This is a genomic window from Pseudomonas sp. 43mfcvi1.1 (assembly GCF_900115935.1).
Lineage (GTDB): Bacteria > Pseudomonadota > Gammaproteobacteria > Pseudomonadales > Pseudomonadaceae > Aquipseudomonas > Aquipseudomonas bijieensis.
On the sequence record NZ_UETT01000018.1, the window covers coordinates 53458 to 78622 of the forward strand.

The 25165-nt window shown below is 63.0% G+C and carries 24 protein-coding genes; 7 read left to right on the forward strand and 17 right to left on the reverse strand.

Features of this window, described 5'->3' with window-relative positions; translation table 11 throughout:
- Window positions 1-50: 50 nt before the first annotated feature.
- Window positions 51-1448 (reverse strand): NarK family nitrate/nitrite MFS transporter, encoded by a 1398-nt coding sequence (locus DTP52_RS27190; RefSeq protein WP_109756128.1) that lies wholly within the window; start codon window positions 1446-1448, stop codon window positions 51-53.
- Window positions 1426-2727, reverse strand: a complete 1302-nt coding sequence (locus DTP52_RS27195; protein ID WP_371925652.1) for a nitrate/nitrite transporter — start codon at window positions 2725-2727, stop codon at window positions 1426-1428. The genes DTP52_RS27190 and DTP52_RS27195 overlap by 23 nt, the downstream gene beginning before the upstream one ends.
- Window positions 2728-3036: 309 nt before the next feature.
- Between DTP52_RS27195 and DTP52_RS27200 the strand changes: the two genes are divergently transcribed.
- From DTP52_RS27200 to DTP52_RS27215, 3 genes are all read left to right on the forward strand, one after another.
- The gene (locus tag DTP52_RS27200; protein WP_109756130.1) at window positions 3037-4836 is read left to right on the forward strand and encodes a HAMP domain-containing protein; all 1800 of its coding nucleotides are present in this window, start codon (window positions 3037-3039) and stop codon (window positions 4834-4836) included.
- Window positions 4833-5480, forward strand: coding sequence for a two-component system response regulator NarL (narL, locus tag DTP52_RS27205; protein WP_109756131.1), 648 nt, complete (start codon window positions 4833-4835; stop codon window positions 5478-5480). Before DTP52_RS27200 ends, narL begins: the two co-directional genes overlap by 4 nt.
- Before the next feature lie 263 nt (window positions 5481-5743).
- Window positions 5744-6421 (forward strand): Crp/Fnr family transcriptional regulator, encoded by a 678-nt coding sequence (locus DTP52_RS27215; protein ID WP_109756132.1) that lies wholly within the window; start codon window positions 5744-5746, stop codon window positions 6419-6421.
- 152 nt (window positions 6422-6573) lie between these two features.
- Here DTP52_RS27215 and DTP52_RS27220 read toward each other — a convergent pair whose 3' ends face one another.
- The 7 genes from DTP52_RS27220 to norR form a co-directional block, all read right to left on the reverse strand.
- Window positions 6574-7044, reverse strand: coding sequence for an SCP2 domain-containing protein (locus tag DTP52_RS27220; protein WP_109756133.1), 471 nt, complete (start codon window positions 7042-7044; stop codon window positions 6574-6576).
- Window positions 7038-7928, reverse strand: coding sequence for a U32 family peptidase (locus DTP52_RS27225; protein ID WP_109756134.1), 891 nt, complete (start codon window positions 7926-7928; stop codon window positions 7038-7040). Before DTP52_RS27225 ends, DTP52_RS27220 begins: the two co-directional genes overlap by 7 nt.
- Before the next feature lie 11 nt (window positions 7929-7939).
- Entirely contained in the window at window positions 7940-8935 is a 996-nt protein-coding gene (locus DTP52_RS27230) for a peptidase U32 family protein (protein ID WP_109756135.1), read from the reverse strand.
- Between the two features lie 81 nt (window positions 8936-9016).
- Complete coding sequence (gene glp, locus DTP52_RS27235) at window positions 9017-10264, reverse strand: gephyrin-like molybdotransferase Glp (protein ID WP_109756136.1); 1248 nt, start codon at window positions 10262-10264, stop codon at window positions 9017-9019.
- Window positions 10261-10815 carry a molybdenum cofactor biosynthesis protein B gene (gene moaB, locus DTP52_RS27240; RefSeq protein ID WP_109756137.1) on the reverse strand — a complete coding sequence of 185 codons (555 nt, stop codon included), beginning with the start codon at window positions 10813-10815 and terminating at the stop codon, window positions 10261-10263. The genes glp and moaB overlap by 4 nt, the downstream gene beginning before the upstream one ends.
- Window positions 10816-10903: 88 nt before the next feature.
- On the reverse strand, window positions 10904-11551 hold the full coding sequence (gene pdxH, locus DTP52_RS27245; protein ID WP_109756138.1) for a pyridoxamine 5'-phosphate oxidase: 648 nt from the start codon (window positions 11549-11551) through the stop codon (window positions 10904-10906).
- Window positions 11552-11757: 206 nt separating this feature from the next.
- Complete coding sequence (gene norR / locus DTP52_RS27250; RefSeq protein WP_109756139.1) at window positions 11758-13290, reverse strand: nitric oxide reductase transcriptional regulator NorR; 1533 nt, start codon at window positions 13288-13290, stop codon at window positions 11758-11760.
- Between the two features lie 160 nt (window positions 13291-13450).
- Here norR and ytfE point away from each other — a divergent pair, with 160 nt between their 5' ends.
- Window positions 13451-14125: an iron-sulfur cluster repair protein YtfE gene (gene ytfE / locus DTP52_RS27255; protein WP_109756140.1), complete on the forward strand. Its 675-nt coding sequence runs from the start codon at window positions 13451-13453 to the stop codon at window positions 14123-14125.
- Between the two features lie 169 nt (window positions 14126-14294).
- Here ytfE and DTP52_RS27260 read toward each other — a convergent pair whose 3' ends face one another.
- Both DTP52_RS27260 and DTP52_RS27265 read right to left on the reverse strand, forming a co-directional pair.
- A complete protein-coding gene (locus tag DTP52_RS27260) occupies window positions 14295-14732 on the reverse strand; it encodes a hypothetical protein (protein WP_370873809.1) in 438 nt (145 codons plus the stop codon).
- A 16-nt stretch (window positions 14733-14748) separates the two neighbouring features.
- Window positions 14749-15939, reverse strand: a complete 1191-nt coding sequence (locus DTP52_RS27265) for an NnrS family protein (RefSeq protein ID WP_109756142.1) — start codon at window positions 15937-15939, stop codon at window positions 14749-14751.
- 664 nt (window positions 15940-16603) lie between these two features.
- On the opposite strand from DTP52_RS27265, the gene DTP52_RS27270 reads away from it, so the two are divergent.
- Window positions 16604-17287 carry a Crp/Fnr family transcriptional regulator gene (locus DTP52_RS27270; protein WP_109756143.1) on the forward strand — a complete coding sequence of 228 codons (684 nt, stop codon included), beginning with the start codon at window positions 16604-16606 and terminating at the stop codon, window positions 17285-17287.
- Window positions 17284-17484 (forward strand): protein DnrP, encoded by a 201-nt coding sequence (locus tag DTP52_RS27275; protein WP_109756144.1) that lies wholly within the window; start codon window positions 17284-17286, stop codon window positions 17482-17484. Before DTP52_RS27270 ends, DTP52_RS27275 begins: the two co-directional genes overlap by 4 nt.
- Before the next feature lie 4 nt (window positions 17485-17488).
- Here the strand turns inward: DTP52_RS27275 and DTP52_RS27280 are convergent, their stop codons facing one another.
- From DTP52_RS27280 to DTP52_RS27310, 6 genes are all read right to left on the reverse strand, one after another.
- Window positions 17489-19327, reverse strand: a complete 1839-nt coding sequence (locus DTP52_RS27280) for a nitric oxide reductase activation protein NorD (RefSeq protein ID WP_109756145.1) — start codon at window positions 19325-19327, stop codon at window positions 17489-17491.
- Window positions 19328-19504: 177 nt separating this feature from the next.
- Window positions 19505-20932 (reverse strand): cbb3-type cytochrome c oxidase subunit I, encoded by a 1428-nt coding sequence (locus DTP52_RS27285; RefSeq protein ID WP_109756146.1) that lies wholly within the window; start codon window positions 20930-20932, stop codon window positions 19505-19507.
- 3 nt (window positions 20933-20935) lie between these two features.
- Window positions 20936-21376, reverse strand: coding sequence for a cytochrome c (locus tag DTP52_RS27290; protein ID WP_109756147.1), 441 nt, complete (start codon window positions 21374-21376; stop codon window positions 20936-20938).
- 278 nt (window positions 21377-21654) lie between these two features.
- The gene (locus tag DTP52_RS27300) at window positions 21655-21900 is read right to left on the reverse strand and encodes a cytochrome C oxidase subunit IV family protein (protein WP_109756148.1); all 246 of its coding nucleotides are present in this window, start codon (window positions 21898-21900) and stop codon (window positions 21655-21657) included.
- Between the two features lie 12 nt (window positions 21901-21912).
- Complete coding sequence (locus tag DTP52_RS27305) at window positions 21913-22497, reverse strand: cytochrome c oxidase subunit 3 family protein (RefSeq protein ID WP_109756149.1); 585 nt, start codon at window positions 22495-22497, stop codon at window positions 21913-21915.
- On the reverse strand, window positions 22481-23215 hold the full coding sequence (locus DTP52_RS27310; protein ID WP_371925653.1) for a CbbQ/NirQ/NorQ/GpvN family protein: 735 nt from the start codon (window positions 23213-23215) through the stop codon (window positions 22481-22483). Before DTP52_RS27310 ends, DTP52_RS27305 begins: the two co-directional genes overlap by 17 nt.
- A 267-nt stretch (window positions 23216-23482) precedes the next feature.
- On the opposite strand from DTP52_RS27310, the gene DTP52_RS27315 reads away from it, so the two are divergent.
- Entirely contained in the window at window positions 23483-25162 is a 1680-nt protein-coding gene (locus DTP52_RS27315; RefSeq protein ID WP_109756151.1) for a cytochrome D1 domain-containing protein, read from the forward strand.
- The last annotated feature ends 3 nt before the right edge of the window (window positions 25163-25165 follow it).

Below are 25165 nucleotides of genomic sequence, written 5' to 3' on the forward strand. Positions count from 1 at the left end.
AGGCTTGCTCCGCGGGGTCTGCGCCCCGCCCACGCAGGTTTAGGTTCGGCTTAGCAAGGTGTTGCGGCGCCCTTGCGGGCGTACCACCACCAGGTCACCACGATGCAGCTCAGGTAGAAGCCGACGAACATGTAGAAGGCCATCTCCGGGCCGCCGGTCAGGGCCATCGAAGAGCCGAATGATTTAGGAATGAAGAACGCACCGAAGGCACCCATGGCCGAGCTGAAACCCAGCACCGCGGCCGATTCCTTGCCGGCGTTCTTGATCGCTTGCTCGCGCACCTCGGGCTTTTTCCCCAGGGCGGCTTTTTCATGCAGGGTGCGGAAGATCACCGGGATCATGCGGAAGGTCGAACCGTTGCCCACGCCAGTGGTGATGAACAGCAACATGAACATGCCCAGGAAGCCGTAGAAGTTGCCGCCCTGGCCGCCTTGAGGCAGGAAGTGCAGGACCCCGAACACCATGGCGATCATCAGGACGAAGTTCCACAAAGTGACTTTCGCGCCGCCGAGCTTGTCCGCGAGCCAACCGCCCAACGGCCGTACCAGCGCACCCACCAGTGGCCCGAGGAAGGCGAATTTCAAGGCAATGACGTCCGGGAACGAGGTCTTGATCAGCAGTGGAAAGGCGGCGGAGAAGCCGATGAACGAACCGAAGGTTGCCAGGTACAACCAGCACATCAGCCAGTTGTGCTTGCGCTTGAAGATCACCGCCTGCTCGCTGAACGAAGCACGGGCGCTGGACAAATCGTTCATGCCGAACCAGGCGATCAGGGTCACGGCAAGGATGAACGGCACCCAGATGAAACCGGCGTTCTGCAGCCACAGCGAACTGCCGTCAGCCAACACCTGCGGCTGGCCGCCCATGAAGCCGAACACACCGAAGGAAATCACCAGCGGTACACAGAACTGCATCACCGACACGCCCAGGTTACCCAGCCCGGCGTTCAGGCCCAGGGCCGTGCCCTGCTGGGACTTGGGGTAGAAGAAGCTGATGTTGGACATGCTCGAGGCGAAGTTGCCGCCACCAAAACCGCAGAGCAGCGCGATCAGCACGAACACGCTGTAGGGGGTGGTCGGATCCTGCACGGCGAAGCCCATCCACAGTGCAGGTGCCAACAGCGAAGCGGTGCTCAGGGCGGTCCAGCGCCGGCCACCGAAAATCGGCACCATGAACGAATAGAAGATGCGCAAGGTCGCACCCGACAGCCCCGGCAATGCCGCCAGCCAGAACAACTGGTCGGTGCTGAAGCTGAAGCCGATGGCGTTCAGGCGCACGATCACCGTGCTCCAGACCATCCACACCGCGAAAGCCAACAGCAGCGCCGGGATGGAAATCCACAGGTTGCGCCGGGCGGTCAGTTTGCCGCTGCGGCCCCAGAATGCGGGGTCTTCCGGGCGCCAATCATGAATGACCGGGCCTTTTTCAGGCGTTTGCAGAACGGACATGTTCTTCTCCTTGGGCAATGCTGGAAAACGGGGATTGGCTGGCCGACGACTGTTTACCCAGCAGCGGGCGCTTGCGCATTTCGCTGAAGTACATCCAGGTCAGGGAGACCCAGACCACGCCGTACATCAACATGAAGCAGGACGAGCGCACGCCGGTGAGGTCCACCAGGGCGCCGAACATGATCGGCAGCACGAACCCGCCCAAGCCGCCGGCCAGGCCGACGATGCCGGACACTGCGCCCATGTTTTTCGGGTAGTCGTTAGCGATGTACTTGAAAACCGAGGCCTTGCCGAACGCGAAAGCGATGCCCATCACGAACAGCAGTACGGTGAACAGCGTGGCGTTGAGGCCGATGTGAAAATCGACGATGCCGTTGACGGTCTTCACTTGCAGTTGAGTCTGGGGATAGGACAGCAGGAACAGGCAGATCCAGCTGACCCACAACACCCACCAGGTCACGCTCTGGGCGCCCCAGCGGTCGGACATCCAGCCACCGACGGCTCGCAGCACGCCACCGGGCAGGGAGAAACACGCCGCCAGCAACGCTGCGCTTTGCAGGCTGAAACCGTATTCCTGCACGTAGTATTTGGTCATCCACAGGGCCAGGGCCACGTAGCCGCCGAACACGATCGAGTAGTACTGGCAGTAGCGCCACACGGCCGGCTCTTTCAGGGTTTTCAATTGCTCGCGCAACGTCGCGCCGCCGGTGCCGCTGTGTTCCTTTTTCTCGCTGGTGAGGAACCAGAACAACAGTGCGGTGATGAACAGGATCGCGCTGAACACTTTTGGCACCAGGTGCCAGGAGCCGAAGGCGATCAACGCCGGGGCGAGGAACTTGGTCACCGCCGCCCCCGCATTGCCGGCACCGAAGACGCCCATGGCAAACCCCTGGTTCTGCTTGTCGAACCACTTGGCGACGTAGGCGATGCCCACCGAGAACGAGCCACCGGCCAGGCCGACGAACAGGCCCAGCACCAGGAACTGCCAGAAGGCCGTGGCGAGGGTGATCAGGTACAGCGGCAACACGCAGGACAGCATCAGCAGGAAGAACACGATCCGTCCGCCAAAGCGGTCGGTCAGAAGCCCCAGGGGCAAACGCACCAGCGAACCGGTCAACACCGGGGTGGCGGCCAGCAGGCCGAATTGGGTTTCGTTGAGGGCCAGCATTTCCTTGATCGGAACGCCGAGCACGGCAAACATCATCCAGACCATGAAGCACACGGTGAAGGCCAGGGTACTCATCCCCAGTACCAGCCCTTGTTGCACTTGCGCTCGCATCACGATGCACTCCGTCAGTTCGATGAGCGCAGCCTAGTGATACGAACCCCGCAAAAACTTGACTTGGGTCAACGTGCCCCGGGGCGGTACAGGCCTATGCTTGGCCCGTCTACCTCCAAGGAGGTAGATTCCGATATCGATAAAACCCTTTATTTATCAATATCTTGAACAAGTCTGCCGAAGCTTTTATGGAAACGGAGCGGCCGACAACTCTTTAGAGGTAGTGCGCCCAGGATTGGCTGCTACACCCCCCAGGTCCAGGGCGCCTCCTATGCTCGGTTCACAGTTTTGCCCCACAGGCCCGCGTCAATGATGCGTTGGCTGCGCAGTTCCCTGCCCGCTCGCGCCGGGCTGGCGGTGATCCTGATCGCCATCCTGGCCCTGGCCAGTTCCTTGAGCGCCGGGTTGATCGCCTGGTTCAGCCAGGGCGACGCCGCCGCCATCAACACCGCCGGTTCCGTGCGCATGGAGACCTACCACCTGAGCTGGAAACTGGCGGCGGGAGCCAACGACGACATCCCGGCGATCATCGCCAGCCTGCAACAACGCCTCGACAGCCCGGCCCTGCGCGCCGTGCTGGAAGACGGGCCGACGACTTCCCTGCACCAGAGCTACCAGAACCTGGTGCAACGCTGGAACCAGACCCTGCGCCCGGCCATCGAGCGCGGCGATTCGGCGTTTTTCCAGAACAGCGCCAACTCTTTCGTTGAGCAGTTGGATCAGTTCGTCACCCTGCTGCAACGCCAGAGCGAGCACAAACAAGGCTGGCAGCAGACGATCCAGGGCATGGCGCTGTTCAGCACCATGATCATCCTGCTGATCGGCCTGTATGAATTGCAGTACGGTGTGGTCACGCCCTTGCAGGAACTGGTCGACGCCACCCAGCGCTTTCGCCGGGGCGAGTTCCAGGTGCGGGTCAATCATCAGTCCGAGGATGAGCTGGGCCAGTTGGCGACCAGTTTCAACACCATGGCCGAGACCATCGAACAATCCCACCGCACCCTGGAAAACCAGGTCCAGCAAAAGACCCTGAACCTGCAACACGCCAACGCCGCCCTGGAGCTGCTGTACCAGAGCAGTCGCAGCCTGGCGACGCGACAGGCCAATGCCGAAGGGTTGGACGAGTTGATCCGGCGCTTCCAAGAGCGCCTGCCGGGCCTGCGCCTGACGCTGTGCCTGCAAGGGCAATTGCAGGCCCCGGCCAGGCATCTACTGGCCCTGCACGGCGCCGCCAGCCGTCAGGTCTGCGCCAGCAGCGATTGCGCCAGTTGCCATAAACACAACGCTGCGCGCCCACAGGCCTTCAGCATCAGTAACCAGGGCAATGAACTGGGTGAGCTCAAGGCGCATTTTGTCGACGGCCACACGGCGCAGCCGTGGGAAACCGCATTGATCCAAGCCCTGGCCAACCTGATCGGCACGTCGCTGTCCCTCAAACGTCAGCGCGAACAGGACCATCGCCTGCTGCTGCTCGACGAACGCACGATCATCGCCCGCGAACTCCACGACTCCCTGGCCCAGGCCTTGTCATACATGAAGCTGCAAGTCAGCCGCATGCAGACCCTGATGCGTCGAGGCGAGCCGGTGCAGACCCTGGAAACCGTCACCGGTGAGCTGCGCGAAGGGCTGAACAATGCCTATCGCCAATTGCGCGAACTGCTGACTACCTTCCGCTTGCAGATCCACGACGACGGCCTGGTGGAGGAGCTCAAGGACACCGCCGAAGAGTTCTCCAATCGAGGCGATTTCAAGGTGCACCTGTTCGTCGACAGCCTGGCTTTCGAGCTGTCGGCCAGCGAGCAGATCCACATCCTGCAGATCACCCGCGAGGCGCTGTCCAACTGCCTGCGCCACGCCCATGCCGAAAACGCCTGGCTCGAACTGCGCCAGGAAGGCGAGACCGTACGACTGTCGATCGAAGACGATGGCCGCGGCTTCAGTGGCGAAGTCGACCAGCGCGAGCACCATGGCCTGAACATCATGAACGAGCGGGCCCGCAGCCTGCGTGGCCAATTGCAGATTCTCTCCCGAACACCCCAGGGCACCCGTATCCAGGTGCATTTCCAACCGGAATTCCTGGGCCAACACACCGAAGGCCTCGCAACATGAACGCCCCCCTGCGCCACACCCTGCTACTGGTCGACGATCATCCGATGATGCGTCGCGGCATCCGCCAGATGCTTGAGCTTGAAGACGATTTGCAGATTGTCGGTGAAGCCAACCACGGCGAAGAAGCCCTGGCCCTGATCGAGCCGCTCAAGCCCGACCTGGTATTGCTGGACAACAACATGCCGCAGATGAACGGCATCGAGACCCTGCGTCGGCTGCGTGCCATGAATTACACCGGCAAGGTGCTGCTGTTCACCGTATCCGACGCCGAGGACGACATCCGCGACGCCCTGCGCCTGGACGCCAATGGTTACCTGCTCAAGGACATGGAGCCCGAGTTGCTGATCCAGTACATCCGCGACGCCCTCAACGGCGCCCTGGTGATCAGCCCCGGCCTGACCCGCGTCATGGCCCAGGCCCTGCGCTCCCCGCCGCGCCAGGCCGATGTGGAACTGACCGAGCGCGAACGCCAGGTACTCAAGACCATCGCCGGTGGCTACAGCAACAAAGTCATCGGACACAAACTGGGCATCACCGAAGGTACGGTCAAGGTCCATGTGAAGAACCTGCTGCACAAGCTCGGCTTGCGTTCACGGGTCGAAGCCGCAGTGTGGGCGATGGAGCATTTGCGCGGGGTGGGCTAGCTCTGGTTGGGATCCATGAATAAACACACAACCTGTGGCGAGGGAGCTTGCTCCCGCTGGGGCGCGCAGCGGCCCTGTTTTTTTGGGGCTGCTGCGCAGCCCAGCGGGAGCAAGCTCCCTCGCCACAATATCTGTGTTCTGCAGGCATTGATTTGACTGACAGACTGGCACGGCCGCTTCCCATCCCTCTTCCGAGGTAGGCCTGCCGAGGCATAGGCCGACGGCGACTTGGGCCCTACCATGACGGCACGCGGAGGTACGCCATGCTGACTCACCCTTCCATCGTTTTACTGTTGCGTCGTCACCACCTGTTCAGCCAATTGCCGGAGCGGATTTTCGAGGACGTGTGCAACCTCGCCGTCCTCAAGCGCCTGCCCTGCAACAGCACGCTCATGCACCAGGGCGACCCGGCCAAGCGGTTTTTCCTGCTGGTCAGTGGGCAGATCAAGTTGTATCGGGTGACCGGCGAAGGCCAGGAAAACCTGGTGGAAATCATCCAGCCCGGCCAGACCTTCGCCGAGGCCCTGTTGTTCAGCCAGGCCCGTTGCTACCCGGTCAGCGCGTCGGCAATCAAGGACAGCGTGCTAGTGAGTGTCGAAGGCAACCATTACCGGAACGCCCTGGAGGACCAACCGAAGGTCTGCCTGGCGATCCTGGCGAGCATGAGCATCCATCTGCACCAGCGCCTGAAGGATATCGACAACCTGACCTTGGCCAGTGCCAGTCGGCGGGTGATCAATTTCCTGTTGCAGGAACGCGATCCGCGGGATGGTCAGGTGGTGTTGCAGGTGTCCAAGCGTCTGGTGGCTTCCAAGCTGGGGATCCAGCCGGAGACGTTTTCGCGGATTCTTCATCGGTTGGTGGATGGGGGGTTGATTGCCATGGAGCGGCGCAATATTCGCATCCTGGCCGAGGATGAGCTGGAGGCTTACCAGCAATAGTCGGCCCAGACCCAGTTCCCTTGTGGCGAGGGGATTTATCCCCGCTGGACTGCGAAGCAGTCCCAAGGCCATGTATCGGGCACATTGAATGGGGCCGCTTCGCGACCCAGCGGGGATAAATCCCCTCGCCACAAGAGCCAATGCAATCTGCCTTAACTTGCCGCCAACCCCTTGCCCGCCCGCTCCAGATTGCGCCACAGCCACGGCGGCAACACCTCCGGATCAAGACTGTCGATCAAGTTCTTCAACGCCAACCCCAGCTCGGTATCCCCCTCGATCACCAACCGGCGACGAAAGAACAACGTGTCCGGGTCTTCCTGACGACTGGCCAGCAGCAGAAACTCACGCCAGTTGCCGCTGATGGTGACCTGGGCCTCGGCCCGTTCGGCGATGCGCAGTCCGTCCCGCGCCAGGGTCAGGTACCAGCACAGTTTCAGGTCGGGCACGCGCAGGCACAACCAACGCCCGCGCAGCACATCGAACCCGCCATCACGCAGCGGCTCGGTCAGGCAACGGTTGAGCGCCTGCTGCAACGTCAGCCGCTGCACCACGAACGGCACCTTGCCCACCAGCGGCAGCAAGCGGTCGGCACCTTTGAGCAGCCACTTCTTCGGACTCAACACAGCCCTGCCTCCTCTACCTTCAACATGCCGGCGTGACCATGCCAATAGCCATTGCAACCGTCCACGAACAGCGGTGGTGCCTCGCCCTGGCGCACCTTGTCGAAGGCCGTGACCACCTCGGCCATGCCCTGGGCGCGCGGGCTCAGGCGCAGCACGTCGGCACCGCAGGCCATCAGCGCGTTGTAATCGGCCAGCAGGTTCGTCACCTCGCCGGACATTGTCTGGATGCCGTTGAGGGTGAACAACTGCTGACCTTCCTGACTGCTCAACGCCAGCCCGTCGGGGTAGTTGATGCAACAGAACTGGCAGTCGTCCTTGGGCCGGTTTTCGGCCCGGGCGGTAAAGCAGCGCGCCGAGTACGCCAAGGGCAGATGGCCGTAGGCGAAGATCTCTACTTCGGGCACGTCGCGGTCCATGTCCCGCACCTGCTCCAGCACATCGCCGATCAGCGCCGCCGAGCACTCCACGGGCGGCACCCAGCGGATCATGCCGCTGTCTTGCAATTGCGCCAGGGCGTGGCCGTTGTACAGGTTCAGCGCCGGACCTGCGACAAAGGGCAGCTTGCGTTCGGCCATGAACTGCACCGCCCCCATGTCGTTGGCTTCCACCAGCAATTGACCGTTGTCACACAGGCGGCGCAGCGAAGAAAGCTCCGAGGCCGCTTCGATCAGCGTCAGGCTCGATAACACAATCTGTGCCTGGCTGCAGGTTTGCAGCTCGCGCCCCAGGCCCAGCCATTGATCCAGGGAGAACGCCCGGCGTTTCGAACACACGGTTTCCCCCAGGTAAATCACGTCCAGCGGCAATGCCGACATCTCGGCATAGAAATTCCCCAGTTGCGCTTTGTCCCAGTAAAACAGGACCGGTCCCAGGCTGAGTTTCATCTGGCCTCCCCTCATTGCCATGATCGATGGTAGGCACCCAGGGTGGTCTGGCTGCCTTCGGACAAACCCGCCAGAACCTGGCGCCATTCTTCCTGCACCCGGAACCGTTGCGGCGCGACCTGGTGGGCGTCCAGTGCGGCGCGCCAGACCCGGGTCACTTGTTCAACGTAGGCCGGGCTGCGTTGGCGCCCCTCGATCTTCACTGCTTCGACACCGATGGCCGCCAGTTCCGGCAGCAGGTCGAGGGTGTCGAGGCTGGTGGGTTCTTCCAACGCATGGAAGCGCTTGCCGCCTACCAGGAAGCGGCCTTTGCACAAGGTCGGATAACCGGCCGGTTCTTCGGGGGTGTAGCGGTCGATCAGCACCTCGCTCAGGCGTGCGCTGAGGCCTTGGGCGTCCTCGCTCCAGCGCACCGCCTTGGCCGGCGAACAGACTCCACACAGGTTCGGCGACTCGCCGGTGATGTAGGAAGACAAGTGACAACGGCCTTCGGCCATGATGCACAAGCTGCCGAAACCAAAGACCTCGATCGGCACCGGACTGGCCGCCGCCACCTGCCGCACCTGGGCCAGGGACAGTACCCGTGGCAGCACGGCGCGGCGGATGTCATAGCGCTCGGCGTAAAAAGCCAGTGCCGCCGCGTGTGTCGCCGAGCCTTGTACCGACAGGTGCAGCGCCAACTGTGGATGGCGCTGGCGGGCGTAACCGAGCACACCGGGGTCGGCAGCGATCAACGCATCCACGCCAAAATCGGCGGCGCGGTCCACCGCCCGTTGCCAGCGCTCCCAGCCCTTGGGTTGCGGGTAGGTGTTGACCGCCACGTACAGTTTGCGTTGGTGTTGACGGATGTGCGCGACAGCGGCGTCGAACTGCTTGTCGTCCATGTTCAGCCCGGCGAAGTGCCGGGCATTGGTGTCATCGCGAAAGCCGACATAGACGGCATCGGCGCCTTGGCGCACCGCCGCTTTGAGGGCAGGCAGATTCCCTGCCGGGCAAACCAGTTGCATGGGGCATCCTCGTGAGAAAACTAAGGGCGCCGCCAGTCTAGCCAGCCCTCGGCCGGCCACCTTGACGGCAATCAATTGCCGTCAATGCATCAGGCTCGCGAACGGCAGATACATCACTTTGTCGTGCTTATGCACTTGCGCCTGGCACTCCACCACGGCCAGGCCATCAGCCCAGCAGGCGGCCGCCAACATGGCCGAACTCTGCTGGGGATGCAGCTCGACACACAGCGAGCCATCGGCGGCCGGGGTCAATTTCGCCCGCAGGTACTGCCGTCGCCGGTTGGGTTTCAACCAGTCGAACCCGGCCGGTAACTGCAACGCCGTGGGCAACACCTCATCCATGCCCTGGGCCCGGAACAGGAACGGCCGCACGACGATCAACGCGGTAATCAGTGCCGCCGAAGGGTTGCCCGGCAGCCCGATCCAGGGTTTGCCGGCCACCTCGCCAAAGGCCAGGGGTTTGCCCGGCTGGATCGCCAGGCGCCACAGGTCAACGCTACCCAGGGCTTCGATCGTTTGCTTGAGATGATCTTCCTCACCCACCGACACGCCGCCGGAGGTCAGCAGCAAGTCGCATTCGGTTGCCGCCAGGCTCAAGGCCTGACGACTGGCAAGCAGCTTGTCAGGCATGACGCCGTAGTCATGTACCTCAAGGCCCCAGCCGCGCAGCAGCGCCATGAGACTGTGGCGATTGCTGTTGTAGATCTGCCCTGGCGCCAGCGTTTGGCCGGGTTCGCGCAGTTCATCGCCACTGCTGAGCAGGCCCACCTGCAAGGGGCGATAGACCTCTACCCGGGCAATCCCGGCACCGGCCAGCAACCCCAGTTCCTGGGCGCGCAAGCGTTTTCCGGCCTGGAGCAAACGGTCCCCGCGCTGCATTTCCTCACCTTCCCTGCGCACATGCTCTGCGCCCTTGACTGGTGGCAGCCAGACCCGCTCACCTTCCACCCGGCAACTTTCCTGGGGCACCACCGTGTCAGCCCCCGGCGGCAGCGGCGCGCCGGTAAAAATGCGCACCACCTGCCCGGCCTGTAATGGTTGACCCGGTGCCTCCCCGGCGGCAATGCGCCCGGCCAAGGTCAGATAACCGCCATCGACCGGCAGGTCGGCGGCCCGCAGGGCATAACCGTCCATGGCGCTGTTGTCCCACGGCGGCAGGTTCATGGGACAGCGAACATCGGTCGCCAGCACGCGACCCAAGGCCTGGTCCAGCGCCACCCGCTGCACCGGAGGCGGCAGCGGCGCCTGATCCAGCAAATAGCGGATGGCTTCATCCACCGGCATCAGCGCACCACTGTCACAGACGCTGCCACACCCGCCGCGGCTCATGAACGTGCCTCACAAGGTTGCAGGGCAATGCCTGGCTGCGGCTTGAGGTGGGGGGTGAAATTGCACGGGCCGGTGCGGCTGTCCAGTTGCCCGGCCAGGATCTGCTCCCAACCGGTCCGACAAGCTCCCGGCGAACCCGGCAAGCAGCACACCAGCACACCGTTGCTCATGCCCGCCAACGCTCGCGATTGCAGGGTGGACATGCCGATCTCGGCCAGCGACACCTGGCGGAACAGCTCGCCGAAACCGTCGACCTGTTTGTCCAGCAACGGTGCCACCGCTTGGGGCGTGTTGTCGCGCGGGGTGAAACCGGTGCCGCCGGTCATCAACACCACCTGCACCTTGGGGTCGGCGATCCACTGTGAGACCTGGGCACGGATCTGGTAGATATCGTCCTTCACCAGGCCACGGTCGATGAGCACATGCCCGGCCGTTTGCAGCAGGTCCGCCAGGGTCTGCCCCGAGGTGTCGGTGTCGAAGGTGCGGGTGTCACTGATGGTGAGGACCGCGATGTTCAACGGTTGAAAGAGACGTTGCGTCAGATGGGCCATGATCAGCCGTCCTATCGGAAAAAGATGGCCCAGCCTGAACCGCAATCGTTGCCGGGCCTATTCCTCCTTGGAGGTACCTCCCTCGGCGTCAGGGCGCCAGACGCGTGCGCTGCCAGGCGCCGTCTTGCAGGCGATAGTCGAGACGATCATGCAAACGGTCGGCACGGCCCTGCCAGAACTCCAGTCGTTCCGGTCGCAGGCAATAACCGCCCCAATGCGCCGGACGCGGCACCGATTGGCCGGCGAAGCGTTGTTCGGTCTGCGTGAGCAAGGTTTCCAGCACGGCCCGATCCGCCAATGGTTGGCTTTGTGGCGACGCCCAGGCCCCCAGGCGACTGGTCACGGAGCGGGACTCGAAATAGGCATCCGACAACGCCGGGGCGAGTTTGTGGACCGGCCCTTCGATGCGCACTTGCCGTTCCAGCCCCGGCCAGAAAAACGTCATCGCGGCCCTGGGATTGACCGCCAGGTCCTGGCCCTTGAGGCTGTCGTAGTTGCCGAAAAACACAAAGCCGTCCGGACCGAACCCCTTGAGCAACAGCACCCGGCAATGAGGCTGGCCCTGCTCGTCCACCGTCGCCAGGGCCATGCTGTTGGCTTCCACCGGCGGGCTTTCGGTGTCGCGGGCCTGCTGCATCCACAACCCGAACAAAACCATCGGGTCGTCCGGCGCCTGGGCTTCATCCAGGCCATCGAGGGTGTACTGGCGGCGCATTTTGGCCAGGGAAAGGGGCATGGCGGTGATCTCCACTATGGGTTTTGGCCAGTGTGGATTCTGCGGCGTTGGCGGGCCTTGATCGTTGTCAATGCCGGCTCTTGTGGTGAATGTGCCGGCCTCTTTGCGAGCAAGCCCGCCCCCACAGTGGATCGACTGTGTTCACAAGCACCCTGTGGGAGCGAGCCTGCTCGCGATGAAGACGCCTCGGTGTAACAGGCAAACCACTATTTGAGCCCCAACCGCCGCGCCAGCTTATGCAGATTGCTCGGGTCAACCTCCAACAGCCGCGCCGCCCCGGCCCAGTTCTGCCCGCAACGCTCCAGGGCCTTGAGAATCGCCTGGCGCTGACAACCATCGACGGCTTCGCTCAAGGGTTGCATTGGTGCATCCAGAGCCTCCAGGGCTTGTTCAGGCAGCGCCTGGGCCGAGGCTGCGCTGGCATTGACGTCCAGATCCAGCACCTGCGGTTCCAAGGTCATGATCAAGCTGCGATTGGCGCCGTGGCTCAGTTGCTTCAACGCGGCGCGACTGATCACGTGTTCCAGCTCCCGCACGTTCCCCGGCCAGGAGTACGCCAGCAGTGCCTGTTCGGCCGCCGGCGACAGGCGCAAGCCGCGCAAACCCAGTCGCGTGCGGTTCAGTTCGAGAAAGTGCCCGGCCAGCATCAACACATCATGACCGCGCTCGCGCAGCGGTGGGATCGGCACCGGGTAGACCGAAAGCCGGTGATACAGATCGGCGCGAAACAGCCCGTCGCGAATACTGTCGGGCAAATGCCGGTTGGTGGCGGCGATGATCCGCACATCGACGTGCAGCGGCTTGTCCGCCCCCAGGCGCTGGATCTCGCCGTTTTGCAGGGTGCGCAGCAACTTGGCCTGCACACTCAACGGCAATTCGCCGACCTCATCGAGAAACAACGTACCGCCATTGGCCGCGTCGAAACGCCCGGCGCGGTCGGTAGTCGCCCCGGAGAACGCACCTTTGACGTGGCCGAACAACTCGCTTTCAGCCAGGGACTCGGGCAACGCTGCGCAATTGACCTGGACCAACGGCTTGTGGCCGCGCCGGGACAGGCGATGCAGGCGGCGGGCGAACAACTCCTTGCCCACGCCGGTCTCCCCCAGCAACAGCACCGGCAGTTCGGAGTCGGCCAGCACGTCCAGCTCATTGAGCAACTGCTGCAAGCCCTCGCTGCGCCCGAGGATCTCGCCCTCTTCGGCCGGCAGGCGCAGGTCCGTCTGGTCGCTGCGCGAGGCTCGCAAGCTACGGTTTTCCTGTTCCAGCCGAGTGACCCGTACCGCCGCCTCGATCTGCAACGTACAGCGCTTGAGTTCCTCCCGGGCGCGGCTGTCGAAGGTGCCGGCGTGCAACGCATCCAGGGTGATCGCGCCCCAGAGCCGGCCTTCCACGTACAGGCTCACGCCCATGCAGTCATGCACCGGCAGCGGCTCGCCGACGTGGTTGTCGAGCAAACCGTCATAAGGATCCGGCAAGCGACTGTCCGGCTCGAACCAGGTGGGTTCGCGCGACGCCATGATCGCCGCCAGGCGCGGGTGCTGGGCAATCACGAAGCGCCGACCCAACGCTTCGTGGACCAGCCCCACGGTGGCCACGGGCCTGAGGCTGTCATCGTCCAGGCGCAGCAGCCCCACGGCGCCACTGTTGAAGTATTCGCGCAGGGTCTGCACCAGGCGCTGCAATCGCACCGCATTGGGCAGCTCGACGATCAGGTCGGCGGCCAGGCTTTCACGCAGCATGGTAGTGATGACCCTCCAGGGTTCGTTTGACCCTTCACAATCAGGGTGACAATCACCCTGCAAAAAATTTAATGCTTTATTTTCAATCGGTTGAATCTGGCATACCGACTGCAAAGTCCGCTCATCTGTCCCTCCCCGGGATTCCACCCAAGGAAACATGATGAGCCTCGATCTGCTGGAACAAAGCCTTGGCCAACTGGCCTGCGACATTCCCGGTGCCACGCGCACTTTCCATCATTACAACCTCGACTTCTGCTGCGGCGGGCAAAAGTCCTTGCGCGAAGCCGCGCTGGGCAAGGGCCTGAACCCGTTGCTCATCGCCGATGCCTTGCGCACGCTGCAAGCCGCCGGCGAACTCGGCCATGACTGGCGCGACGAGCCCCAGGCCCTGCTGATCGCCCACATCCTGGAGCGCTACCATGCGCGCCATCGCGAACAACTGCCGGAACTGATCCGCCTGGCCCGGCGCGTCGAGCAGGTCCACGGTGCGCGCCCCAACTGCCCGAACGGCCTGGCCGATCACCTGCAGGACATATATCAGGAGCTCGAAGGCCACATGCTCAAGGAAGAACAGGTCCTGTTCCCGATGCTGCAACAGGGCCTCGGCGAACGAGCCTCGGCGCCGATCCAGGTCCTGCGCTACGAACATGACCAGCACGGTGAAGCCTTGGAAACCATGCTCGCCCTGACCGACCAGATCACCCCACCCGCCAACGCCTGCAACACCTGGCGCGCCCTGTATCGCGGGCTGGTGGAGTTTCGTGATGATCTGATGCAGCACATTCACCTGGAAAACAATGTGTTGTTCGTCAATGCGATGAAGCCTGCCCGCTGACTCTCAAGCATTGCATACCCCTTGTGGGAGCGAGCCTGCTCGCGATGGCGTCGGATCAGTCGGTACGAGGTGCCTCACACACCGCCATCGCGAGCAGGCTCGCTCCCACAGGGATTGATGTTGCTCACCCTATTTGCAATGACCTCAAAATTTTCTTTCACTCTCCCGCTCAAAACTGCCAATAGAACATCGCCTTGGCCAACACCACGATCAGCAGCATGTGCCCCAGGATACTGCGGCGCAGCCAGCAGGCTCGGCTGGGTGTCAGGCGACCGCTCTTGAGCCAGTACGCCAGCCACAAATAGTGACCGATGATACTCAGCGCCAGCAGGATCTTCAGGCTCAGCAGCAGGCCGAAGCTGCTGCTCAATGGCTGGCTCAATGCGCCGCGATGCTGCCAGGCCAGGGCCAGGCCAGCACCGTACAACACCAGCACAACGCCGTGCAGGACGTGCCGCGAGCGCTTGGCGATGGCCTGGTCGGCGGCGTCTTTGACGCCTTGGGCCAGGGGCCGGCGGGCGGCATGCCAGATAAAAACCTCGAAAAACAACGTGCCTATAAAAGCAATAGCCGCCAATAGATGAGTGATTAGCAAAACCCCATACATCATCGATCCCCTCGACTCATCCCGGATGCCCATCCACCCGGGCCTTCAACAGCATCGGCCCATAACGCCAGGCGTATAAACCGAACGCCAACGTCCAGCACACCCCCGCCAGCCACAACCCGGCCAACGGCAACAGCAGCACCAGCAGCACGCGGCTCAGGCACGCCAGGTTCAGCAGGATGAAGGCCAGGGTCATGCCCATCGGCGGCTCAAGGGGACGCCCGGTATGGCCCAGGCTGACCCGGGCAATCATCGCCAGGATCAACCCGGCCATGGCACCGATGGTCAGGCTGTGCACCGCCAGGCTCGGGTTCACCGGCACGCCGAAGTGCCACAGCGCCATGCCCAGGCAGGCCACCGCCAGCCAAGCGTAAGCCAGGTGCAACGACCACAGCAGCGGTACCCGCCACAAGTCCCGGTCATGCCAGCGCACCAGTCGAATCCCGTGCCCCGCCGCCAACGCCGCGAACAACAGGCCGACCCAGGTACTGGCCGCCAGCGCCGGGCCGAAGGCATACAACAACGCCACCAGTGCCGAACCGGCCAACAACAGGCGATCGAGCCACGGCCATGGCGCGACGCCCTCGACCCGCCCGAGGCCTCGCTGGGTAAAGAACGGAATCACCCGTCCGCCGATCAACCCCATCATCGCCGCCACCAGCCACAGGCCGGTGAGCACGCTCTGGCGCTGCAAGCCCTCGTTGTGCTGGAGCAGGCCATACACGGACAAGCCATCGGCGGCGGCCAACAGCAGCAATACCAGCACGATCGGGTAATTGCGCTTCTGCCGCACACGCCACAACGTCACGCCCATCAACACGGCGACCGCCAGGGCAAAACCCAGCTCCAGCAGCGCCAGCAACGGCCAGGGCGCATCGATCAGCCAGGCCAGCCGCGCGCCCAGCCACAACAACGCCAGCGTTGCCAAGCGCTTGCCGCTGAGCCCCGGGGTTCCGGTCCAGGTCTGCACCGCCGTCAGCAGGAACCCAGCGATGATCGCCAGGCCGAAACCGAACAACAGTTCATGCCGGTGCCAGGCCAACCAACCTCCGGCCGGTTGCCAGGCCGACAAGCGCCCGGTAAACGCCGCGAGCCAAAAGGGAATGGCCAGCAGCGCCAACACACAACCGGCCAAAAAAAACGGCCGAAACGCCAGGCGCCACAGCGGCGCGATGGCCATGGCCTTGCGACGGTCAAGCACTTGCATACACCACTCCTTTGCCTCGCTGAACCGTCAGCGAGGGACGACAAACCAGGGTTCGAATGATCGGCTATCGACACCGGCAGACCTTGTCTCAGATCAAGCCAGCTCATCGGCAACCTCCCGCCTCGAACAGGCACTAGCAAGGGGCTTGCCGAACAGGGTCATTGTGGGAGCTCACTTAAGGCATTCGATAACCCCGTGGCGAGGGAGCTTGCTCCCGCTGGGCCGCGAAGCGGCCCCTACACCCGCCAAATGCGGAGCATCAGACACTCCGCACCCGCCGGTTTACGACTGCTTCGCAGCCGAGCGGGAGCAAGCTCCCTCGCCACAGGTCCATCACTTTTTTTGTGTACAGCATTGTGCTCCCACAGGGACTGTAGGCGAACGGGGGTATTTATGACCCTTTCATGGTTGTTTTAACCCTGTTGCACCAGGGTTATTTCTACCCTCCCCAACCCCAACGCCCCGCCAATCAATGTCCTCAGGTCTGGCCCGGCTCTTGCTCAGGCCTGGCATTACCTTCGTTGCCGGGGCTCTCCATGAAATCTGTCGTTCTGCCGCTTACCTGGTTCTTCGTGCTCTCCTGCGTCGTGGCGCTTGCCAGCGGCCTGTCCCTGAGCCTGGTCTGACCCCGACCCCATCATTTGCCACAACAAGGATCCATGCCATGGTGCTCCACCGTGTCCATCACCAGATTCTGCGCAGCCATCACCTGTTCGAGCCGTTGAACGAAGAACAGCTCGACGAACTGATGAGTAACAGCCAACTGCTGAACATCGACAAGGGCGACCCGCTGTTCCGCCAGGGAGAACCGGCGCAGGCGTTTTACTTCGTGATTTCCGGCGCCGTGAAAATCTACCGGCTGACCCCGGACGGCCAGGAAAAAGTCTTCGAGGTGATCGGTGAGCGCCAGACCTTCGCCGAAGCCATGATGCTGATGGACACACCCAACTACGTCGCGTCCGCCGAAGCCGTGGGCCCGACCCAGGTGTACCGGCTGTCCAACGCCACCTACATGCGTTTGCTGCAAAGCAACAGCCGGCTGACCTTCGCCCTGCTCGGCAAGCTCTGCGTGCGCCTGCACCAACGGGTCAACGAGATTGAAACCCTGTCGCTGAAGAACGCCACTCACCGCGTGGTTCGCTACCTGCTGACACAACTGGTACGCCTGCAAACCGTGGACAGCCAGTTCGAACTGCCGATGGCCAAGCAGTTGATCGCCGGGCACTTGTCGATCCAGCCGGAAACCTTTTCACGAATCATCCGCCGCCTGATCGACGAAAAGATCATCACTCAGGACGGTCGCCAGATCGCCATTCTCGATCGCCTTCGCCTGGAACAATTCGAATGAGCGCACAGCCCACTTGCCTGTATTGCCAGCAGGCCAACCCCGTCGATGAAACCGAGTGCCGCCAGTGCGGCATGCCCCTGCCGGCTGAAGCAGCGCTGGCCGGCGAGCGCCGGCTGCGGCGCTTCACCTGGTTTTGTGTCGGCTTGACGATCTTCTGCATCGTCATGTTCTTCTGGCTGCCTCGCAGCATCGCCTGAACCCTCAATCCTGAGTCAACTGCCGGTACAACTGCGGTAAACGCAGCGGCAGTTGCTCGGGCTGGCGAATCAGGGTGTAGCCGTTGGCCCCGAACATGTAGGGCAGGTAATCCCCCGCTTCGCGATCGATGGTGATGCAGAACGGCGTCAACCCTTGGCGCCGCGCCTCGAGCACCGCCTGGCGGGTGTCTTCCACGCCGTAGCGGCCTTCGTAAAGATCCAGGTCATTGGGCTTGCCGTCACTGAGCAGCAACAACAGTTTGCGCCGGCGCTTGCAGAGCGCCAGTTGTTGCGTGGCCTGGCGAATCGCCGCGCCCATGCGAGTGTAGTAACCCGGTTTCAGCCCCTGGATCCGTCCCCGGGTGTGATCGTCGTAACGCTGGTTGAAAGCCTTGAGCTCATGCAGGCGCACCTGCTGGCGACGCAGGGAAGAGAACCCGTACAAGGCAAAATCGTCCCCCAGCACCGACAGGGTTTCGCCGAACAGCAACAGGCTGTCACGAATCACATCGATCACCCGGTGCTCGTCATTGAGGTGGGCATCGGTGGACATCGACAGATCGGCCAGCAGCAGGCAGGCCAGGTCACGGCGAGTCTGGCGCTGGTCCATGAACAACCCGCGCTCGCTGCACTGCCCGTGCTGGCGCTCGACATGAAAGTCCAGCCAGGCTTGCAGGTCCAGTTCCGAGCCTTGGGTTTGCTGGCGCAACCATTGACGATCATTGCGCAAGTGTTCGAACTGGCGACGCAGGCGCTGGGCCGAGCTTCGCAGGCGTGCGGGCAACGGCTGGGGCTGGCAATCGCGAGGGGTGAAGGTTTGCAGGCTGACGAAGTCGTCCTGCAGTCGTTGCTTGCGGTAATCCCATTCCGGCAAGAGGATGCCTGCGCCCAACGGGAGGTCGTCCACATCGGCCGGGGGCAGGTCCAGGTGCAGTTTCAAGCCGCCGCCCTTGCGCAAGCGGGTGCGCGACAAGGTCAATTGGTCCAGGTCCTCGGCGACGCGAGCGGCGTCCGGGTCTTCGCTGTCATCCGCCCAGCGATCCAGGTCCACATGTTCGGTCCAACTGAACAGGTTCTCCAGGCGCACGATCAGCAGCCCACCGTCACGGCTGGTGTCGTCGATTCGCTCGGCGCGCTTGCGACCGCCCTGCTGTTCGCCGGGTGGTGTCGCCAGGTATTGCTCGGACTCCTCGAGGTCGGCGGCCTGGGGATTGCCCAGGTGTTGGGGTGGGTACAGCCACAGCGGCAACGGCCAGGCCGCCCGCTCGCTGCGTGGAAAATGTTCGACACTGCCCGGTTCGCGCAGGGCTTGGCACAACGCATGCTCCAGGGCGGCTTCGGCCGGGTTGAGCGTGGCCGGATCGGGGCGCAGGGACAGGTGTGCGTCCACCAAGCGCCGGTAGCGAGGCCGCAGTGCCGGGTAGCGCTGCAACACCGCCAGGGTCCAGCGCTGATTGTCCCGCCCCCAGTGCGTCACCGGTCCCGCCTGTGCGGCCAGCAAGGCCAGCCAGCGATACAATTCCTCGTTGAGCCCGACATCGGGGAACGCCGCCAGGCTCGCCGGCAGGCGCAGGTTGTCGTCATCGCACCAGGCCAGGGGCACTTGCTTGCAGGTGCCGGCGATCTGCTGCAACAGGTTGCGGCGCAGCAGCAGGTCGCGCTCGCTGACCGCTTCAACCCCCAGGTGAGACGCACCGCCGGTGGCCCGCAACAGCACCTGGAGTGCGCGTTGCCGGGGGATCAGCTCCACCCGCGCTTCGGGAAAATCCACGCTGGCGCGGCGAGTGATGAAACGGTGCCAGACACTGCCGACCCATTCTTCCAGCTCTAGGGTGAATGCCATGGTTACTCTCCTATCGACCCGCTGCAGTGAAGGGACTGGCTCGCACTGCTTTTGTGGCGAGGGAGCTTGCTCCCGCTGGGCTGCGCAGCAGACCCATTTTGTGAGCGCTTCGCGCTCAAGCGGGAGCAAGCTCCCTCGCCACAAAGGCGCTCTCGCCACGGATTCAGTGGTGGCCTCTCAAGAAGGCACCACCGCCGCCGGTGCACGCAGGGCCGCACGACCACGTTGACGGAAGCTGAACAGGTAGCAGAGCAACCCGGCCAGGAAGCCGATACCGCTGACCAGTCGCGCCCAGAACAGCGGCTTCAAATGATCCATCGTGGCCATGAACGGCAAGGCACTGCCATCGGCCATCCAGCGCTGCAACCAGACCTGGACGACACCGGCCGCGGTGAGGAACAAGGTGATCATCACCATCGACAGGGTCATCAACCAGAAGCCCCAGATCTCCAGGCGCTGCGAGCGTTCGTCCGCCGCTTCACCCAAGCCCCGCAAGCGCGGCATGGCGTAGCTGATCAGCGTCATCACGATCATTGCGTAGGCACCGTAGAAGGCCAGGTGACCATGGGCTGCGGTCAGTTGCGAACCGTGGGTGTAGTAGTTGACCGGTGCCAGGGTGTGCAGGAAACCCCAGACACCCGCACCGAAGAACGCGGTGACCGTGGTGCCCTTGGCCCACAACGTGGCCGCGCGGTTCGGGTGGTGCCGACGACGGTTCTTCACCATGCTGAAGGCGAAGACCACCATCGCCAGGAACGGCAGCGGTTCCATCGCCGAGAAGATCGAACCCACCCATAACCAGACCTCGGGCGCACCGATCCAGAAGAAGTGGTGACCGGTACCGATGATCCCGGTGATCAGCGCCATGGCGATAATCACGTAGAGCCATTTTTCCACCACTTCGCGGTCCACGCCGGTGATCTTGATCAGGACGAAAGCGAGCATCGAACCCATGATCAGCTCCCAGACGCCTTCCACCCAAAGATGCACCACCCACCACCAGTAGAACTTGTCGCGAGCGAGGTTTTCCGGGTTGTAGAAGGAGAACAGGAAGAACACCGCCAGGCCGATCAGACCGGTCATCATCACCATGCTGACGGTGGTCTTGCGACCTTTGAGCAAGGTCATGCCGATGTTGTAGAGGAACCCCAGGCACACCACCACGATACCCATCTTGGTGATGGTCGGCTGCTCCAGGAACTCGCGTCCCATGGTGGGCAGCAAGTCGTTGCCGGTGAACTTGGCCAGCGTCGCATAAGGCACCGAGAGGTAGCCCAGGATCGTCGCCACGCCAGCGGCGGCGAATACCCAGAACAGCACCAGTGCCAGTTTCGGGCTGTGCAGTTCGCGATCGGCCTCCTCCGGTATCAGGTAATACGCCGCGCCCATGAAGCCGAACAGCAGCCAGACGATCAGCAGGTTGGTGTGGACCATGCGGGCCACGTTGAAGGGAATTAGCGGGAACAGGAAGTCGCCGACCACGTATTGCAGGCCCATGATCAAACCGAACAGCACCTGCCCCAGGAACAGCATCAGGGCAAACACGAAGTAGGGTTTGGCGACGGCCTGCGAGGCGAATTTCAGATGCGGATTAGCCATGCTCATCTCTCAGCCCTCCTTGTTTGGCGGCCAGCCATTGGTATTGATTTTCGAGCTCCACTTGAGGAACTCGGCGATGTCGTCGACCTCCTGCTCGCTCAGGTTGAACTGCGGCATGGCCCGACGACCCGGAACGTTCAGCGGCTGCATTTTCATCCAGGCCTGCAGGAACGGCTTGAAGGCTTCCTCGCCACCGCGCCGGTTGACCACGTTGCCCAGCTCCGGCGCAAAGTACGCACCCTCGCCCAGCAGGGTATGGCAGCCGATGCAGTTGTTGCGCTCCCAGACGCCCTTGCCGCGTATCACCGATTCGCTCAATTGCGCCTGGTTGCTGCGTTCGGGAAAGGTCTGTTCCGTGTGGTAGGTCAGGGCCAGGAATATCAGGAAGAAGAACACGCTTCCCCCGAAGTAAATATTCCTGGCCATGCCTTTGGTGAAGGTATCTGACATGGTCACTTCCTCATTGCTTGGCGTGTTCATTCTAGGAAGCGCGGGGTCAGAAACCGCTTGATGGCGATCAAGAATCTCCGATGGTTTTGGTGGGTTGTTCCAACACCGCCCGAAAGGCAGGTGAGCTGTTGTGGCGAGGGAGCTTGCTCCCGCTGGGTTGCGAAGCGACCCTAAAACCTGCTGACGGGGTGTGCCAGATGGATTGAGTTGTTGCTGTTGGGGCTGCTTCGCAGCCCAGCGGGAGCAAGCTCCCTCGCCACAGGGGATTGCATCGGGAATCAGAGCGTGAATGAGATTGCAATCGCAAGCACCACCGCCCAGCTCAACACCAACCGCCGCCACAACTGCGGCGCATGGCGCAGCTCCATGAAGCCGTCGGCGATCAACCAGGCCTTGGTCACCGCGACCGCCAGGATGGCGATGGACACCAACCCGCTGGCAGCGGCCTGGCCCAGGGCGACGGTGCCGGTGCTCAGCACAGCCAGCGCCGTCCAGCAGGCGATCAAGACATGGGAAGCCGACATGAGCACCTCCGCTCAATCAAGGATGTAGACCACCGGGAACAGCAGCACCCAGACCAGATCGACCATGTGCCAATACAGCACGCCGGACTCCAACCCGCTATGTTCCTGCGCACCGTAGCGCCGACGTCGGCAACCTTCGGCCAGCCAGGCGAGGATCACCATGCCCAACAGCACATGGAGAAAATGAAACGCGGTGAGGACCCAGTACAAGGTGAAGAACGTGTCGTGCTCCATCCCCAAGCCGTTTGCCAGCAGGTGGGCATATTCGCCGAGCTTGATCCCCACATAGCCGCAGGCGAGCAACAACGCCACACACAACAACAACGCACCTCGACGCGGCCGGGCCTGCCTGACCTGCTCCTGGGCCAGGGCGGCGAACAGGCCGGCGGTCAGCAGGCTGAGGGTCATCGCCAGGCCCGTGGAGCGGTCCAGCAACTGCCGGCCTTCGCTGAAGACCTGCGGGTACAACGCCTGGGCGACGGTGAACGCCAGGATCAACAGCGCGAACACCGACAGCTCGGCGAGGATGAAAAACCACATCGCCAGGTCCCCGGGCAAGCGCCGGGGCAAGGCGATGGTTTCAGCCGAAGTGGACATCGACCACATCCATCAACGCGGCAACGGTCTGCGGGTCGTCGCTCAATGGCTCGGCCAGGCAGGCCAGGCAGGCTTGGCGCGGGCCCATGCCGGAGCCGATCATGCGCGCGGCGAAGATCAGCAGGCGCGTCGAGGCGACTTCCTCCAGGTCATGCTGGTCGAGCCGACGCAGCGCCTGTCCCAGGCGCACCACCTGGGCCGCCAAGGCCATGTCCACGTTCGCCTCACGGGCGACGATGCGCTCTTCATCGGCCACCGCCGGATAACCAAAACGCATCGCCACGAAGCGCTGGCGAGTGCTTGGCTTCATGCCTTTGAGCAGGTTCTGGTAACCCGGGTTATAGGACACCACCAGCATGAAGGACGGCGGTGCCTGCAGTACTTCGCCCGTGCGCTCCAGGTACAACTGCCGACGATCATCGGCCAGCGGATGCAACACCACGGCCGTGTCCTGGCGCGCTTCGACCACCTCATCCAGATAACAGATGCCGCCCTCGCGCACCGCCCGGGTCAAGGGACCGTCCTGCCACCAAGTGCCCTGGGCGCCGATCAAGTGACGGCCCACCAGGTCGGCCGCGCTCAAGTCATCGTGGCAGGCCACGGTGTACAGCGGCAGTTTCAGGCGGTGGGCCATGTGCTGGACGAAACGGGTCTTGCCGCAGCCGGTAGGGCCCTTGATCAGCACCGGCATGCCGTGATGCCAGGCCTGCTCGAACATCGCCTGCTCGTTGTCCTGGGGTTGATAAAAGGGTTCGTCGGGGTGCTGCAAAGTGTGGATAGCGTTCATGGCAAGGCCTGATCAGACAACACGATTGCAGGCCACGCTACGGTGCCCTGCGACAACCTGGCAAGGGTTGCGGCCGGCAAACTTGATCGCCGTCAAGCGGCCAACCACCAGCCTGGGCATAGCCTTGCATCGCACCAAGAACCTGCGCGCCGAACGTCAATTACTGCGCAGCGCGGGTCACGCCTGAGGAGAAATGGAATGCTGATCAGCCACAAAAAAACGTGGGCCCTGCGGGTCACGGCGCTGTGTACAGCGCTGGCCGCCCCCCACGCCTTCGCCGACCAAACCACTGCGCCGGAGCAACCCCGCGTGGTCAAGACCGAAGGCGCGCCAGACCTGAGCCAGGCCGACTTCGACTCGGCCAAGGAAATCTACTTCCAGCGCTGCGCCGGTTGCCACGGGGTCCTTCGCAAAGGCGCCACCGGCAAACCATTGACACCCGATATCACCCAGTCACGCGGCCAGGCCTACCTGGAGGCTCTGATCACCTACGGCTCGGCCGCCGGCATGCCGAACTGGGGCACCTCCAACGCCCTGACCAAAGACCAGATCACGGTGATGGCCAAGTTCATCCAGCACACCCCGCCGACACCGCCGGAATGGGGCATGGCCGAAACCCGCAAGACCTGGAAAGTGCTGGTCAAGCCCGAGGACCGGCCGACCAGGCAACTGAGCACGCTCAACCTGCAGAACCTGTTCTCGGTGACCCTGCGCGACGACGGCAAGATCGCCTTGATCGACGGCGACAGCAAGAAGATCGTCAAGCTGATCGACACCGGTTATGCGGTGCACATCTCGCGCATCTCGGCGTCGGGTCGCTACCTGCTGGTGATTGGCCGGGACGCCAAGATCGACATGATCGACCTGTGGCCGAAAGAGCCGACCAAGGTCGCGGAAATCAAGGTGGGCATCGAAGCCCGCTCGGTGGAAACCTCCAAGTTCAAAGGCTACGAAGACAAATACACCATCGCCGGTTCGTACTGGCCGCCACAGTTCACCATCATGGACGGCGAGACCCTGGAGCCCAAGCAGATCGTCTCGACCCGCGGCATGACCGTCGACACCCAGCAGTACCACCCGGAACCTCGGGTCGCGGCCATCATCGCCTCCCACGAATGGCCGGAGTTCATCGTCAACGTCAAGGAAACCGGCAAGGTGATGCTGGTCAACTACCAGGACATCAAGAACCTCACCATCACCAGCATCGACGCCGCGCCGTTCCTGCATGACGGCGGTTGGGACAGCAGCCATCGCTATTTCATGACGGCCGCCAACAACTCCAACAAAGTCGCGGTGATCGACTCCAAGGAACGCAAGCTCACCGCCCTGGTGGACGTGGGCAAGACCCCGCACCCGGGACGCGGCGCGAACTTCAACCACCCACTCTACGGACCGGTCTGGGCCACCAGCCACCTGGGCGACGCCGGGGTTTCGCTGATCGGCACCGACCCGATCAAACACCCGCAATACGCCTGGAAACAGGTCGGCTCGTTGCAGGGCCAGGGTGGCGGCTCGCTGTTCATCAAGACTCACCCCGCGTCCAACCATCTGTATGTCGACACCACCCTCAGCCCCGACGCCAAGCTCAGCCAGTCGGTGGCGGTATTCGACATCAACAAGCTCGACGCCGGCTACACCGTGCTGCCGATTGCCGAGTACGCCGGTATCAAGAAAGGCGCGTTACGCGTGGTGCAGCCGGAGTACAACAAGGCCGGCGACGAGGTCTGGTTCTCGGTCTGGAGTGGCCAGGAAGACGAGTCGGCGCTGGTGGTGATCGACGACAAGACCCTCAAGGTCAAGAACGTGATCAAGGACAAGCGCCTGATCACCCCTACCGGGAAATTCAACGTCTACAACACCCAACACGACATCTATTGAGCC